The organism is Streptomyces sp. NPDC045470, from assembly GCF_040646595.1.
Classification (GTDB): domain Bacteria; phylum Actinomycetota; class Actinomycetes; order Streptomycetales; family Streptomycetaceae; genus Streptomyces.
The window spans coordinates 343,179-358,410 of the sequence record NZ_JBEZAN010000002.1 but is presented as its reverse complement, the minus strand read 5'-3'; the positions used below and the strand labels follow the sequence as shown (position 1 = coordinate 358,410).

The window sequence follows — 15,232 nt, the reverse complement described above, 5'->3', positions numbered from 1 at the left end:
CGCAGCATGTGAGCAAGGACGAAGGAGAACGACCCGTGGCCCGACAGAGCACACCCGACCACGGCCCGGAAGCCGGGCCGGAGCCCGAGGGCTGGTGGGTGTTCCGCGGTCCCGCGCCGCTGCCGGCGGCGCCCCCGTGGCGCTACTTCGCCGCCGCCCGCAGGAGGACCGAGGCGCCCGCGCCGTACCTGATGGACCGCAACGAGGTGTCCGTCGTCAACGCCGCCCTGCACCTGCACCGCCCGCTGCTGGTCACCGGCCGCCCGGGCACCGGCAAGAGTTCGCTGGCCCGCGCCGTCGCCGCCGAGCTGGGGCTCGGCGACGTCCTGCGCTGGTCCGTCAACTCCCGCTCCACCCTCGCCGACGCGCTCTACCGCTACGACGCGGTGGGCCGGCTGCGCGAGGCGTCGCTGCGCCGCGAGCGGGAGGCGGTCCGTACGGCGCCGCGGCGGCTCAAGGAGCACCGCGGCTCCTACACCACCGACATCGGCCACTACCTGCGGCTGGGCCCGCTCGGTACGGCGCTGGCCGCCACCGACCGGCCCCGGGTGCTGCTCGTCGACGAGCTGGACAAGTCCGACATCGACCTGCCCAACGATCTGCTGGTGGTGCTGGAGGAGGGCGAGTTCGAGATTCCGGAGCTGGCGCGGCTGTCCGAGCAGCACCAGGACGTGCATGTGCTGACCGACGGCAGCCGGGAGCGGGTACGGGTGCACCGCGGCGTCGTGTCCTGCGCGCACTTCCCCGTCGTGGTGATGACGAGCAACGGCGAACGGGAGTTCCCGCCCGCCTTCCTGCGCCGCTGCGTCCGCCTGGACCTGCCCGACCCGACCCCCGAGCGGCTGCGCGAGATCGTCGCCCACAACCTGGGGCCGCAGGCGCTCGCCGAGGCCGAGGACCTCATCGACGGCTTCCTCCAGCGCTCCAAGACCGAGACGCTCGCCACCGACCAGCTGCTGGCCGCCGTCCACCTGCGGATCACCGGTGCCGACCTGACCAAGGACGAGCTGCTCTCCGCGGTCATGCACCGCCTGGACGAACCCATGTCGCCATGATCGACCGGCTGCGGCAGATCCTCGCGGGCCAGGGCTACGACCTCGGTGCGGGGGAACTGCTGGACGTCCTGTGGCTGGCCCGCGCGGTGCGCGAGGGCGAGCTCGGCCCCACGCTGCCCGGACCGGAGCCCGCGCGGGACACCGGGCCGGGCGCGTCCGAGGACACGCCCGCCGACTCCGCCGCCCCGGGCGCGCCCGAGGACGGGCCCGGCGGCGGGCCGGGGGCGGCGGACGGCCCGGACAGTACGGACGGGCGGCGCGAGGACGGTACGGCCGGCGACCTGCCCGGGGGCGTCTCCGCGACCGTATTTCCGTCGCAGCGTTCCCTGTACGCGATGGGCAGCGAGGGCGGCAGCGCGCTCAGCCGCCGGGCCCGTCCCGCCCGCGCGCCCGGGCGCCGCGCGCTCGCCAAGCCGCAACACCTGTCCCGGGCCCTGCGCCCGCTGCGCCGGTTCGAGCCGCACCCCCACCGGCGCGTGACCGACGTGGAAGCCACTGTCCGGCTCGCCGCCGAGACCGCGCTGTTCGACGTCGTCTCGCGGCCCGACCAGGAGCGCCGCTGGTCCGCCGTGCTGCTGGTGGACGACGCGCCCTCGATGCAGGTCTGGAGCCAGCTTGCCGGTGAGCTGCGGTCGGTGCTGGACCGGGGCGGCGTCTTCCGCGGTGTGCGGGTGTGCGCCTTCGACCCGCAGGACATGGCCGTCCTGGGCCGGCTGCCGTGGGCAGCGGGCCCCACCTTGACCTTCGTCCTCACCGACGGCACGAGCCCGGGGTGGCGGACCCCGGACGCGGCGCGCGCCGTGCGCCGCTGGGGCTGTCACGGGCCGGTGGCGGTGCTGCACCCGCTGCCACGGCGGCTGTGGCGGGGCACCGCGCTGGACGCCCAGCCCCGGCTGCTGACCTCCCCGGTGGAGTTCGCCGGGCCCGACCGCACCGGCGTGCTCGATCCGCTGACGGGCGAGCCGGACCCCGAGGCCGAGGAGCCGGGCACGGTGGCGCTGCCCGTCGTCCCGCTGACCCCCGGCGGGCTCGGGCAGTGGGCCGCGCTGCTGACCCGGCCCGGCGTCCCGCACCTGATCGACACGGTGCTGCTGGGCGAGGAACCGGAGCAGGACCCGCCGCGGCCCGCCGGCTCCGCGGCGGAACTGGTCGCGCACTTCCGCGGCGCGTTCTCGCCCGAGTCGTACCGCCTGGCCGTCCGGCTCTCCGCCATCAACCCGCTCACCGTTCCCCTGATGCAGTTGGTGCGCGCCGCCACGATGAGCGACGCCGGACCGACCCAGGTCGCCGAGATCCTCCTCGGGGGCCTGCTGGAACGCGTCGCCGCCCCGCGCGGGGCGCGGTCCCTCGGCGGGTTCGACGGGCCGCTGGGCACCGGCTCCGGGCAGCCCGTCTACGACTTCCGGCCCGGCGTCCGCGAACTCCTCTTCAGCGGTCTCGGTACCCAGCAGTCCCTGGCCGTCGTGGAGGCGGTCGGGCGCGCCCTGGAGCCGTACATGGGCCGGCTGCCCGACTTCCCGGCCCTGGTCGCCGACGACACCGGGGAGATGCGGCTCCAGGAGTCGGCACAGGCGTTCGCGGTGCTGGCCAGTCCGGTGCTGGAGCGGCTGGGCGGCAGGGTGCCCGGGGGGACGGATGTTGCCGGTGGGGGGACGGGGGCGGACAGGGCCGGTGGGGCGTCCGGGTCCGGTGGCGTCGGCGGGCCTGCCGGGCCTGCCGCGGCTGTCGGGGCCGAGGAGTTCACGGGTGCGGACGACAGGGTTCCGGACGCCTCCGCCGCACCGTCCTTCGTGGACGCGGCGGTCGCGGCGGCCGGGACGGCGGCCCCTGCGGAAGCTCCGGCCGGGAGCACCGGCGCCGGGACCGTCGGAAAGCCCGTCCGGGAGCCCGTCGAAGAGCCCGTCCGAGAGCCCGTCCGAGAGCCCGTCGGTACGGAGCCGTACCCGTCGGAGGGCCCCGCCGCCGAGCCCGTTCCGTACCCGTCGGACGCCCGGCCCGTCCCCGTCCTGCCCGTCGAGGAACTGCGCGAGCCGCTGCGCTTCACCGTGCTCGGGCCGGTCGGGCTGTGGCGGGGCGACCAGCGGATCGAGATCCCCTCCCGCCTGGACCGGGCCCTGCTCGCGGCCCTCCTGCTGCGCCACGAAGGCGTCGCCTCCGAGGCCGAACTGCTCAACGCGCTCTGGGGCGGCAATCCGCCGCGCAGCGCCCGTTCGATGCTGGACCACAGCATCGCGCGGCTGCGCAAGGCCCTCGGCGAGGACGAGCACGTCCTGGTCCGCGAGCGTGTCGGCTACGCCCTGCGCGCCGACGCCGGAACCGACATGGACATGGACCTGGAACGTGCCGAGAGCTACGAACGCGCCGCCCGCGCCGCCCGGGACGCGGGGGAGTGGGAGCGCGCCCGCATGCTGCTCGACGCGGCCCTCGACCTGTGGCGCGGCGAGCCGCTGGCCGGGCTCCCCGGCCCGTACGCGCAGTCCGAGCGGCTCCGGCTGACCGACTGGCGGCACACCCTGGCCGAGGACCGCATCGAGTGCGACCTGTGGCTCGGCCGGTACGAGGAGGCCCAGGCCGAGCTGTCCGAACTGCTCGCCCGTACCCCGTCCCGTCCCCGCCTGCGCGAACTGCTGGCGCTCGCCCGCGACCAGGACCGGACGGGACCGGGTGAAACCGCACCGCTGCCCCCGCGCGAACCGCTGCGCATCACCGTGCTCGGGCCGGTGCGGATGCTGCGCGGCGCCGTGGACCTGGCCACCGGCTCACCGCAGCAGCGCGCGCTGCTCGCCGTACTCGTGCTGCGCGCTGGCCGCGTCATCTCCGAGGACGACCTGATCGACGCCCTGTGGGGGGACGACCCGCCGAACGCCGCGCACGCCGCGCTGCACACGTACGCCTCCCGGCTGCGCAAGGCTCTCGGGCCGGACGCGGACGTCCTCGTCACCGAGGGCGGCGGCTACGCGCTGCGCCGGACCGCCAGGACCGACCTCGACGTGGACCTGCGCCGGGCCGACGACCTGGTCGCCGTGGCCCGCGACGCCCGCGCGGCCCAGGACTGGGACAGCGCCAGGGACCTGCTGGACGCGGCCGTCGCCCTGTGGCGGGGCGGTCAGCCCCTGGCGGGCCTGCCGGGGCCGTACCTGCGCGCGGAGTCCCGGCGGCTGGCCGACCGCCGGCGCACCCTGGTCGAGGACCGCACCGAACTGGAACTGCGCCTGGGCCGGCACGCCGCGGCGGAAGAAGCGCTGACCTGGCTGCTGTACCTGGATCCGGCCCGCGAACGCACCCGCGAACTCCTCGCGCGCGCCCTGGCCCACGACGAGCCGGTCTCCCCGGGGCTGCGCAGCCTGCTGCGGGCCGGCCGGTACGGGCCCCGGCAGGACCGCGCGGGCGGCAGCCGGACCGCCGAGCTGGGCCGGCTCGCGGACCACCTGACGCGGCAGCGGCCCACGGTACGCAGCGTCGGAGTCATCTCCGGGGGCGCGGGCGTCGGCAAGACGAGCCTGGCGGCGCGGGTGGCCGACGCCGTGCAGGACCGGTTCCCGGACGGGCGGCTGTACGCGATCATGCCGGCGGACGGCGATCCGGAAGCCGCGGTACCGCATCTGGCCGCCGTACTGCTGCGCCAACTCGGCTACCGGGACGAGGAGATCCCCGCCGACGGCGAGGAGCGGGTGGCGTTCTACCGGTCGGCGATCGGCACGCTGCGCCTGGTCGTCGTCCTGGACGAGGTACGCGCGATCGGCCCTCTGCTGCCCCTGCTCCCGGACGCCACGGGCGCCGCACTGGTCGTCGGCCGCGACCGGCCGCCGGCCGGCCTGACCGGTGTCCTCTCCCTCCACCTGGAGTCCCTGAGCACCACCGACGCGCTGGAACTCCTCGCGCTGCGGGTGGGCGAGGAACGCGTCGCGGCCCGCCGCGCGGTGGCCCGCGCGGCGCTCGAAGCGTGCGGCTGTTCGGAGGCCGCGGTCGAGGCGGTGGCGGCGGAACTGATGCTGGACGGCCCGGCGGACCGCGCGGCGGCCGAAGCCATGATCAACAGCACCGCGCTGCGTCTCACCCACGACCTCGACCCGCCGGCGCTCGCCGCCTTCCGGCTGCTGGCGCTGCCGCACGGCCCCGACCTGCCGACCGCCGCCGTGGCCGCCCTGACCGGCACCGAACCCACCGCCGCCCAGGCACACCTGGAGACCTTGGTGCGCACCGGCCTGCTCAAGGCCCCGGTCCCCGGCCGCTACCGGCACCGGGAGGCGCTCGCCTCGTTCGCGTACGAGGAGCTGACCCGCCACACCACGCCGGAGGAGCGCGACGCCGCGCTGTCCCGGCTGCTCGACTGGTACCTCGTCACCGCCCACCGGGCGTACGGCCTCGACGCGCCCGGCGCTCTGCTGCTCGACCGGAGCGCCGCTCCCGCGGCCCCCGTGCCGGCCCTCCCGCTCGCGGACCGCAGGGCGGCGTCGGAATGGTGGGCGGCGAACGGGACCGGAGCGCTGGCCGTCGTCCGGCAGACGGCGGAAGTACGGTCCGGGGCGTACGTCGCCCGGTGCGCCGACACCCTGCTGCTCCTCGAACCGCTGCTGGGCACGGGGCTCTTCACGGGCCGGTACGAGCAGGCCGCGGTGGCCGTGATCGCCCGGGCCGGCACCGGACGCGACAAGAAGCGCGCGGAGGCGCGCGCCCGGCTGGCCCGCGCCCGCGCCTGCCTGGCGTCCGACCGGTTCGCCGACGCGGAGGACGAGGCCCGCCGCGCGTACCGGCTGGGCCTCGACGCCGGGGACCCGGTGACCAGCGGCTGGGCACCGCTGGTGCGCGGCGTCACCGCGGTCGCGCTCCAGCGGCCCGACGCCGAGCAGCACTTCACGCTGGCCAGGAGCCACTGCCAGGTGCAGGGTGACCGGCTGGGCGAGGCCGCCGTACTGGTGGAGCGCTCCCGGCTGTGCGTCCGTGACCGGGAGGCGGAGCGGGGCATCGGGCTCGCCCGGCAGGGCGTGGACCTCTACCGGGCCGCGGGGCAGGGACAGCGGCTCGGTACGGGGCTGTACTTCCTCGCCGTGGCCCAGGCCGAAGCGGGCCGCCACGAGGAGGCGCTGGCCGCCCTCCAGGAGGCGCTGCCCCTCTTGAACGAGGCCGGACAGCGGCTCTGGACGGGCCTGGCCCAGTTGCGGACCGCCGAGTCCTGTCTGGCCACCAACTGGGCGGACGGCGCCGTACAGGCGGCGGAGGAGGCGGTACGCCTGTTCGCGCTGGCGGACGGCGGCCGGCGGGCGGCTGACGGGCTGTCCCTGCTGGCGCACGCGTTGGAGGCACAGGGCCAGGCGACCAGGGCCCAGGAGCGCTGGAGCGAAGCGCTCGCCCTGTACGAGACGCTGAACGTGACCGGTTCGGAGGGACCGCGGTTGCGGCCGCCGCTGGAGCCGGGCGGGGCGTAGGGCCGGGAGCGTGGGTCGAAGGCGTGGGACCGGGGGTGGGGTCGGGGGCGCGGGGGAGTGCGGTGCTACGCCGTGAACGCCGCCAGCAGCGCCGTCAGTTCGGCGGGCGCGTCCTCCTGCACGAGGTGCCCGGCCCCTTCGACCAGTTGCAGACGGGCGCCGGGGATCATCGCCGCGAGGTCGGGTGCCAGCGTCACGGGGTTCCACGCGTCCTGCGCGCCCCAGGTCACCAGCGTCGGCACCGAGACCCCGCGGTACTCCTTCGTGAGGTCCGCGGTGGCGTCCAGCCCGTTCTGCTCGATCTGCCGGTAGAAGGCGGGCTGTCCCTGCTCCGTGCACCACGGTTCGACGAGCTGTTCCAGGACGGCCGGGTGCATGCCGGGGCTGCTCGCGGACGCGATGTACTCCCTCACCAGCGCGCGGTGCAGGGCGGGAGGCAGTTGCGAGAAGACGTCGGGGTGCTCGCCGAGCAGGCGGTACGTGGCGGAGCCCCAGCCGGGCAGGGTGGTCGGGCCGACGAGCGCGAGACGCCGGTAGCGCGCACCGTGCACGAGGTGGGCCCGCAGGGCCACGTAGCCGCCGAAGTCGTGGGCGACGACGGTGGGTTCCCGGTCGGCGAGCCCCCAGTGCGCGAGCAGTTCGGTGAACACCTCCGCCTGCCGGGGCAGGGACACGTCCTGGCCTGCGGCTTTCTCGGATGCGCCGTAGCCCGGCAGGTCCCAGGCGTACACCTGGAACCGTTCGGACAGTGCCCGTGCGACGCCCCGCCAGACGTAGGAGGAGAACGGCGTCCCGTGCAGCAGGACCAGCGGCGGCGCCCCGTCCTCGCCGAGCGCGGTCCAGCGCACTTCGCCGGAGGTGCTGCGGTACGTACGGTCCAGATGCCACTGTTCCCGATGCCCCTGTGTCATGACCGTAATCGTAGACACTCCTTACAGGGGTGTCGAGGGGTTTGCGGGGCGGGGGTGGCGGGGCGGCGGGGTCGGAAGCCGGGGCGTACGGCCGAGCCCCCACGCGCCCGGCATGCGCCCCCGCGCCTGCTCGTAGAATCGTTCGCACCATGGTTTACCTCGACCACGCCGCCACCACCCCGATGCTCCCGGAGGCGGTGCAGGCGATGACCGCCCAGCTGACCGTCACCGGCAACGCGTCCTCGTTGCACGCCGCCGGCCGGCGCGCCCGGCGCACCGTCGAGGAGGCGCGGGAATCCCTCGCCTCCGCGCTCGGCGCGCGCCCCAGTGAGGTGGTCCTCACCGCGGGCGGAACCGAAGCCGACAACCTCGCGGTCAAGGGCCTGTACTGGGCCCGCCGGGACGCCGACCCGGCCCGTACCCGCGTCCTCGCCAGCCCCGTCGAGCACCACGCCGTCCTGGACGCCGTGGAGTGGCTCGCCGAGCACGAGGGCGCGCGGGTCGAATGGCTGCCCGTCGACGGATACGGCAGGGTGCACGCCGACGCGTTCCGCGCGGCGGTCGCCCGCGATCCCGACGACGTCGCCCTGGCCACCGTCATGTGGGCCAACAACGAGATCGGCACGATCATGCCGGTCCGGGAACTGGCCGACGTGGCGGCGGAATTCGGTATTCCGCTGCACGCCGACGCGGTGCAGGCGTTCGGGCAGGTGGAGGTCGACTTCGCGGCCTCCGGCCTGGCCGCGATGACCGTCTCCGCACACAAGATCGGCGGTCCCTACGGCGTCGGCGCGCTGCTGCTGCGACGCGAGTACGCGCCCGTCCCCGTCCTGCACGGCGGCGGCCAGGAACGGCAGGTGCGCTCCGGCACGCTGGACACCCCCGGCATCGCCGCGTTCGCCGCCGCCGCGCGGTACGCCGTCGAACACCGCGAGGAGTTCGCCCGCGACATCGGCGCCCTGCGCGACGACCTCGTCAAGGCCGTACGGGCCGCCGCCCCGGACGCCGTCCTCGGCGGCGACCCCGACCCGGCGGGCCGCCTCCCCGCCAACGCGCACTTCTCCTTCCCCGGCTGCGAGGGCGACTCCCTGCTCCTCCTCCTGGACGCCCAGGGCATCGCCTGCTCCACCGGCTCCGCCTGCACCGCGGGCGTCGCCCAGCCCAGCCACGTCCTGCTCGCCGCGGGCATGGACGCCGACCTCGCGCGCGGCACGCTGCGCTTCTCCCTCGGCCACACCACCACCGAGGCGGACGTGGCGGCGGTCGCGGAGGCGATCGGTCCGGTGGTGGAACGGGCGCGGAGCGCGGGGCTGAGCTGAGGGCCGGGGCGGTGCCGAGCCGCGGTACGGGGGCCGGGCCGGCTGGTCCCCGGGCCCGTCAGACCAGGTCGAGCACGGCCTGGAGCAGCAGCCGCCAGGTCGGTTCGGCGCCGGTGCCGAAGGCCGCGGCGAGGGTGTAGCCGATCGCGGCGTCCTCCCGCAGCGGCGGCGCCACGTCCGGATGCCAGTCGGCCCAGACGTGCCCGGTGCCGTCCGAGGAGAAGTCCGCGATCCGGCGGCCCTCCTTGACCAGCCTGCTGCCGTTGGGCGAGTCCGGGAGGAGCCGGTACACGGCACCGCCGTAGATCACCTCCACCCGGTGGGAGCGCCGGGTCAGCCGCCCCTTGCCGGGGGTGAGGTGCGCGGGCCGGCCGTCCACGGTCAGCCGCAGGTACCCGCCGTCGCGGGTGCCGACCGGGACGTGCCCGGCCGCCGGCGCGCCCGGTGAGCGGCGCAGCTCGGCCGTCGCCACCCGGTCGCCCCGTACCGTGAGCAGGCCGGCGTCGGCGGCCGGATTCAGGTCCAGGTCCAGCACGACCCGCCCGAAGACGCGGTCCTCGGCGAGGCCGGGCCCGCTGCTGGTGCCCGTGCCGGCCCCGGTGCTGCGGTGCGCCGGCCCGGTGGCCGGGGCTCTGTCGTACGCCATGAGTGGTCCGTTCCGCGAGGGGCGCCGCGCGGCGCCCGGACGCCCCGGCGGCCCCGCGTCACGCCCCCGGCGTGGGGGCCGGCCGGCGCAGCTCGGCGCGCACCAGGTCCAGGTACAGCTTCCAGTTCCAGTGTGGTCCGGGATCGGTGTGATCGGCGCCCGGTACCTCCACATGGCCCACGATGTGCTGCCGGTCGGCGGGGAAGCCGTGGCGGCGGCAGATCCCGGCGGTCAGCCGTGCGGATGATGCGTACATGGCAGCGGTGAAGGAGGCCGGGCGGTCCACGAAGCCCTCGTGCTCGATGCCGATGCTGCGCTCGTTGTACGCGCGGTTGCCCGCGTGGTACGCCACGTCCAGCTCGCGGACCGTCTGCGCCACCTGGCCGTCCTTGCGCACCACGTAGTGCGCCGCCGCGCCGTGCAGCGGGCTCTGGAAGACCCGCAGTGCGTCCGTGTAGCCGCCCTGGACGACGTGGACGACGACCCGGTCGATCACGTAGTCGTCCGGGCGGTCGGCCTGCCGCCAGTTCGCGGGGGACGCCGGGACCCAGCGCGCGCCGACGTGATCCACCGTGCCGTCCGTCCGTGGCTTCTTGCGGCCGGGCAGCCGCCACCACCAGCGCAGCAGGTCGTCGTGGAGTGCGTACGCGCCGCCGCCCGCCAGCGCCGTGCCCACGCCGCCGAGCAGCAGGGCCCGTCTGCTGAAGCCCTGGCCCGCCGTCCGCCCGGATTCCCCCGCGTCTCCCATGCGCTGCACAACGCTTGGGAGGCTGTCGGTGGTTCCGTCTACCCTGGAAGGGTTATGACGACTGACGCTCCCCGCCGCCTCCGCGTGCTCGCCGCCATGTCCGGCGGTGTCGACTCCGCCGTCGCCGCCGCCCGCGCCGCCGAGGCGGGCCACGACGTGACCGGCGTGCACCTCGCGCTCTCCGAGAACCCGAAATCCTTCCGCACCGGAGCCCGGGGCTGCTGCACGATCGAGGACTCGCACGACGCACGCCGCGCCGCCGACGTCATCGGCATCCCGTTCTACGTCTGGGACCTCGCCGAACGCTTCCGCGAGGACGTCGTCGAGGACTTCTTCGCCGAGTACGAGGCCGGCCGCACGCCCAACCCCTGCCTGCGCTGCAACGAGAAGATCAAGTTCGCCGCACTGCTGGACAAGGCGCTCGCCCTCGGCTTCGACGCGGTCTGCACCGGCCACTACGCCACGGTCGTGGAGCACCCGGACGGCAGCCGTGAGCTGCACCGCGCCTCCGACATGGCCAAGGACCAGTCGTACGTGCTCGGCGTGCTCGACGACCAGCAGCTCGCGCACGCCATGTTCCCGCTCGGCGACACCCTCACCACCAAGGCGGAGATCCGCGAGGAGGCCGCCCGGCGCGGCCTGTTCGTCGCCAAGAAGCCGGACAGCCACGACATCTGCTTCATCGCCGACGGCGACACCCAGGCGTTCCTGGCCAAGCGGCTCGGCACGGCCGAAGGCGACATCGTCGACGAGTCCGGCGCGAAGCTCGGCACCCACGAGGGCGCGTACGGCTTCACCATCGGCCAGCGCAAGGGCCTGCGCATCGGCACCCCCGCACCGGACGGCAAGCCGCGCTACGTCCTGGACATCTCCCCGGTCGACAACACGGTCACCGTCGGCCCGGCCGAGGCCCTGGACGTGACCGCGCTCACCGCCGTCCGCCCGCGCTGGTGCGGCGCCGCGCCGTCCGGCCCCGGCACGTACACCGCGCAGTTGCGTGCCCACGGCGGCGAGACCGAGGTCACCGCCGGCCTGGTCGACGGCGAACTGCACGTCACCTTCACGGAGCCGGTCCGCGGCGTGGCCCCCGGCCAGGCCATCGTGCTGTACGACGGCACCCGGGTGGTCGGCTCGGCGACGATCGCGACGACGGACCGGGCGCGCGCGGTCGCCTAGCGGGCAGGACGCTCACCGCGCGGCGTGCGGTGAGCGTCCCGGGCCGCCGGGTCAGAGCACCCCGCGCACCGACCGCCGGTAGCCGGACCGCCGCTCCTCGATGGCGGTCCAGCGGTCGCCGTAGACGTTCTGGGTGATCCCGGGCTCCGCCAGGAAGTCGTGCGGGAAGCCCAGCGGTACGGCGCTCACCTCGTCCAGCCGCCGCAGGGCGTCCGCGTCCAGCTCGACGTCCACGCTCGCGAGGTTGTCGGCGAGCTGGCTCTCCTTGGTGGCGGCGATGACCGGGACGATGTTCCCGGGCTGCTGCCGCAGCCAGGCCAGCGCCACCTGCGCCGGGCTCCAGCCGCCCTGTTCGGCGACCTCCAGCACCGCCGAGATCGTCGCCTCCTCGTTGTCCGCCGCCCGGCCGTCGTCGCCGACCACGTCCAGCCGCCCGCGCTCGCCGCGCCGGTACTTGCCGGTGAGCTTGCCCGCCGCCAGCGGGGCCCACGCCAGTACGGCCAGGTCGAAGGCGCGCGCCTGGGGGAGCAGCTCGCGCTCCGGCGTGCGCTCCAGCAGGCTGTAGCGGAGCTGCGAGCCCGCGAACGCGGTCCAGCCGCGCAGTTCGGCCAAGGTGTTCGCCTGCGCGATCTCCCAGGCGGGCCAGTCGGACACCCCGACGTACAGCACCTTGCCCGACCGTACGACGTCGTCCAGCGCCCGCATGGTCTCCTCGACGGGCGTGAAGTGGTCCCGCGCGTGCACCCAGAGGACGTCGAGGTGGTCGGTGCGCAGCCGGGCGAGGCTCTGCTCCACCGACCGCACCAGGCTCTTGCGGTGGCTGCCCGCCGCGTTGGGGTCGCCCGCGCGGAACGCGCAGGTGTACTTGCTGGCGAGCACGAAGCGCTCCCGGCGGCCTTCGAGGAGCTTGCCGAGGATCTTCTCGGAGCTGCCGTCGGTGTAGTTGTTGGCGGTGTCGATGAAGTTGCCGCCCGCGTCGTCGTACGCGTCGACGATCCGCGCGCTGGTGTCCTCGGGGGCGCCCCAGCCCCAGTCCGCGCCGATGGTCATGGTGCCGAGGCTCAGTTCGCTCACCCGCAGACCGGTCCTGCCGAACAGTGTGTAACGCACGAAAAGTTCCCCTTCGGTGGTCGGGTCGTGCGTCAGACGCTAAGAGCTGGAGGGCGCTTCAACGCAAGCACCGGGCCGGGCGGGCGGGCGCGGCCTGACAAATGTCACGGCGATGTGGTTACACCCGGGCCTGCCGGGGCGTGGGGCCGCGCGACGAAGCTGGAAACGCAAGGACGGACGGGCGCACAGCGATACGGAGGACCCATGAACAGCCAGGCCCCGCACGGTACGACGGCCGCGACCGGTTCCGGTGAGGCGGCCGGACCCGGCAAGGCCGCCGGCTCCGGCAAGAAGCTGGAGGGCCCGCGGGCGCTGCTCCTGGACGCCGGTGTCCCGATCGCCTCGTACTACGTCCTGACCGGTGTCTTCGGCCTGAGCACCCTCGCCGCGCTGGCCTGGAGCGGCGTCCTGCCCGCCGCGCGCTCCGTGTGGAGCCTGGTCAAGGAGCGCCGCCTCAACGCCATGGCCACGGTGATGACGGCGACCAACGTCGTCGGGCTGCTGCTGAGCCTGCTGGCGGGTGACGAGCGGCTGATGATGGCCAAGGACAGTGCCGTGAGCAGCACCTTCGGCCTGGCGGTGCTGGTGTCCGCGCTCGTCGGGCGGCCGATGCTGGCGCCGACGCTCAAGCCGTGGCTGACCCGGGGTGACGCCGCCATGGGCGCCGCGTGGGACCGGCTGACGGCCGAGTCGGCGCGGTTCCGGCGGGTGCAGAGCCGGCACTCCGCCGTGTGGGGCGCCGCCCTGCTGGGCGAGTGCGTGGCCCGGGTGATCGGCGCGTTCACCCTGCCGGTGGACACCATGGTGTGGCTGGGAACGGTGATGCTGATCGTGGCCATCGTCGTCGCGACCGTGGTCAGCGGGATGGTCGGCATCCAGACGATGGTGCGGATGCTGGTGGCCGAGGTGGCGGCGGACGCGGCGGCCGGAGCGGCGGACACCGCCCCGGCCCGGGACGTCAGCGCAACCCCGGCAGGGACCGCAGCTCGGTGATCCGCAGGGCGCGCGCCAGCAGCAGGAAGAGCAGCGCCATGGTCGCCGCCCCGGCGGCCAGGGCCAGCGCCGTGGACCAGAAGGCGTCCCCGGTGGCGCCGGCACAGGCGTGGGCCGCCGCCCACCCCACCGCTCCGGCGGCCAGCGCGGCACCGGTGAGCTTGCCGTACGTACGGCTCAGCCGGTGCCCGTCCAGCCGTCCTTCCAGGCGGCGGCGCAGCAAGTACGCACTGGCCAGCAGACCGACGCCGTACGACACGGCGTACGCGGCGGCCATGCCGACGACTGCCCACCGGGCCGGCAGCAGCAGGTGGCAGGCGGTGGCGAGCGCGATGTTCACACCGGAGATCCAGGCGGCCATCAGGAACGGTGTACGGGTGTCCTCGAAGGCGTAGAAGCCGCGCAGCAGCAGGGACTGGGCGGAGAACGGGATCAGGCCCAGCCCGAGGGCCTGGAGCATCTGACCCAGCGGCACGGCGGATTCGGCACTGGCGGCGCCGTGCGCGTACAGCAGCCGTGCCATCTCCGGGCCGAAGGCCACGAAGAAGACGGCGGCCGGGACGATGAGGGTGCCACTGATCCGCAGCGCGCGGGAGAGGTCGTCCCGCAGGTCGTCCAGGCGCCGTTCGGCGACCGCCCGGGTCATCCGCGGCAGTAGCGCGGTGATCAGCGAGACGGTGACGATGGACTGCGGCAGGCCCCAGATGTTCTGCGCATAGGTGTACGCGGAGAAGCCGACGCCCGCCTTGGGCAGTTCCTGGTCGGCGGCCGTCGCGTAGTGCGTGACGACGGTCATCGAGACGAGGTTGGCCAGCACGAACAGCAGCGTCCAGCGCGCCGCTTCGGCGCTCTTGCGCAGTCCGGTGCCGCGCCAGTCGAAGCGCGGCCGGAAGCGGAAGCCCGCCTCGCGCGCGTAGGGGATCAGCGCCAGGGCCTGGAGGGCGATGCCGATCGTGGTGCCCACTCCGAGCATCCGCACCTGCGCGTCGGTGATGTCCGCCACCGTCTCCGGGACGGTCAGCAGCCCGATGTACGCACCGAACATGGCGATCAGCACGACGTTGTTGAGCACCGGCGTCCACATCATCGCGCCGAACTTCCCGCGCGCGTTGAGCACCTGCCCCAGGATGCCGAACACTCCGTAGAAGAAGATCTGCGGCAGCAGGAACCGGGCGAAGACGACGGTCAGTTCATAGGCGGCGTGGTTCTCCGGTGTGTCCGTCGTGTAGAGGCTGACGATCTCGGGCGCGGCCCACACCGCGAGCAGCGTGCCGACACCGAGGACGGACAGGACGAGCGTGACCAGCCGCTGCTCGTGGGCCCGCCCGCCGTCCGGGTGCTCCGCCCGGGCGCGTACGAGCTGCGGCACGAGCACGGCGTTGAGCGCGCCGCCGATCAGCAGCGTGTACAGGCTCATCGGGACGAGGTTGGCGGTGTTGTACGTGGTGGCCAGCAACCCCGTACCGAGGGCGCCGGCCTGGAGGACGCCCCGGAACAGGCCGGTCGCGCGGGAGACGACCGTGCCCACGGCCATCAGGAGGGAGGAGCGGCGCAGACCGCCGGGGGCGGGCCCGCCCCCGTCCTTCTCCATCTGCTCTCGCTGTGCCCTTTGGCCGCGACCGTCCCCCATGACCGTGGAATCACCCCTGGTCCTTGAATGCGCGTCGGAACGCGTTTCCTCCACCATGGCCGCAACCTAAACCCAAAGGATCACGCATCGCGACTTCCGCCCCGGTGGCCCCGGGCGGATCCCCGGCGCCTAGGCTCGGCGGCAGCGACGGGACGCCCTGGGCCGCCCGGCCGGCATCCGGTGCCACGCGCCGGACCCCGGTTCGCCGGCGGCCCTTC

At 74.8% G+C, this 15,232-nt stretch carries 10 protein-coding genes; 5 read left to right on the top strand and 5 right to left on the bottom strand.

The features are described from left to right. Nucleotides 1-35 precede the first annotated feature (35 nt). Both AB0A97_RS07990 and AB0A97_RS07985 read left to right on the top strand, forming a co-directional pair. Nucleotides 36-1,055: a MoxR family ATPase gene (locus tag AB0A97_RS07990; RefSeq protein ID WP_361146119.1), complete on the top strand. Its 1,020-nt coding sequence runs from the start codon at nt 36-38 to the stop codon at nt 1,053-1,055. Beyond that, entirely contained in the window at nt 1,052-6,481 is a 5,430-nt protein-coding gene (locus tag AB0A97_RS07985; RefSeq protein WP_361146117.1) for an SAV_2336 N-terminal domain-related protein, read from the top strand. The genes AB0A97_RS07990 and AB0A97_RS07985 overlap by 4 nt, the downstream gene beginning before the upstream one ends. Before the next feature lie 65 nt (nt 6,482-6,546). Here AB0A97_RS07985 and AB0A97_RS07980 read toward each other — a convergent pair whose 3' ends face one another. Next, complete coding sequence (locus AB0A97_RS07980) at nt 6,547-7,392, bottom strand: alpha/beta hydrolase (RefSeq protein WP_361146114.1); 846 nt, start codon at nt 7,390-7,392, stop codon at nt 6,547-6,549. Nucleotides 7,393-7,541: 149 nt separating this feature from the next. On the opposite strand from AB0A97_RS07980, the gene AB0A97_RS07975 reads away from it, so the two are divergent. Continuing rightward, nucleotides 7,542-8,711 (top strand): cysteine desulfurase family protein, encoded by a 1,170-nt coding sequence (locus AB0A97_RS07975; protein WP_361146111.1) that lies wholly within the window; start codon nt 7,542-7,544, stop codon nt 8,709-8,711. A 58-nt stretch (nt 8,712-8,769) separates the two neighbouring features. Here the strand turns inward: AB0A97_RS07975 and AB0A97_RS07970 are convergent, their stop codons facing one another. Continuing rightward, complete coding sequence (locus AB0A97_RS07970) at nt 8,770-9,357, bottom strand: hypothetical protein (RefSeq protein ID WP_361146108.1); 588 nt, start codon at nt 9,355-9,357, stop codon at nt 8,770-8,772. Nucleotides 9,358-9,415: 58 nt separating this feature from the next. Beyond that, the gene (locus tag AB0A97_RS07965) at nt 9,416-10,105 is read right to left on the bottom strand and encodes an N-acetylmuramoyl-L-alanine amidase (protein ID WP_361146105.1); all 690 of its coding nucleotides are present in this window, start codon (nt 10,103-10,105) and stop codon (nt 9,416-9,418) included. 54 nt (nt 10,106-10,159) lie between these two features. Here AB0A97_RS07965 and mnmA point away from each other — a divergent pair, with 54 nt between their 5' ends. After that, a complete protein-coding gene (gene mnmA / locus AB0A97_RS07960; RefSeq protein WP_361146102.1) occupies nt 10,160-11,281 on the top strand; it encodes a tRNA 2-thiouridine(34) synthase MnmA in 1,122 nt (373 codons plus the stop codon). Nucleotides 11,282-11,332: 51 nt separating this feature from the next. On the opposite strand, the gene AB0A97_RS07955 is transcribed toward mnmA, so the two are convergent. Next, nucleotides 11,333-12,391, bottom strand: coding sequence for an aldo/keto reductase (locus AB0A97_RS07955; RefSeq protein WP_361146099.1), 1,059 nt, complete (start codon nt 12,389-12,391; stop codon nt 11,333-11,335). Nucleotides 12,392-12,595: 204 nt separating this feature from the next. On the opposite strand from AB0A97_RS07955, the gene AB0A97_RS07950 reads away from it, so the two are divergent. After that, complete coding sequence (locus tag AB0A97_RS07950) at nt 12,596-13,384, top strand: VC0807 family protein (RefSeq protein WP_361146097.1); 789 nt, start codon at nt 12,596-12,598, stop codon at nt 13,382-13,384. On the opposite strand, the gene murJ is transcribed toward AB0A97_RS07950, so the two are convergent. Then, on the bottom strand, nt 13,350-14,975 hold the full coding sequence (gene murJ, locus AB0A97_RS07945; RefSeq protein WP_361146093.1) for a murein biosynthesis integral membrane protein MurJ: 1,626 nt from the start codon (nt 14,973-14,975) through the stop codon (nt 13,350-13,352). The two genes, AB0A97_RS07950 and murJ, sit on opposite strands and share 35 nt — an antisense overlap. Nucleotides 14,976-15,232: the final 257 nt, after the last annotated feature.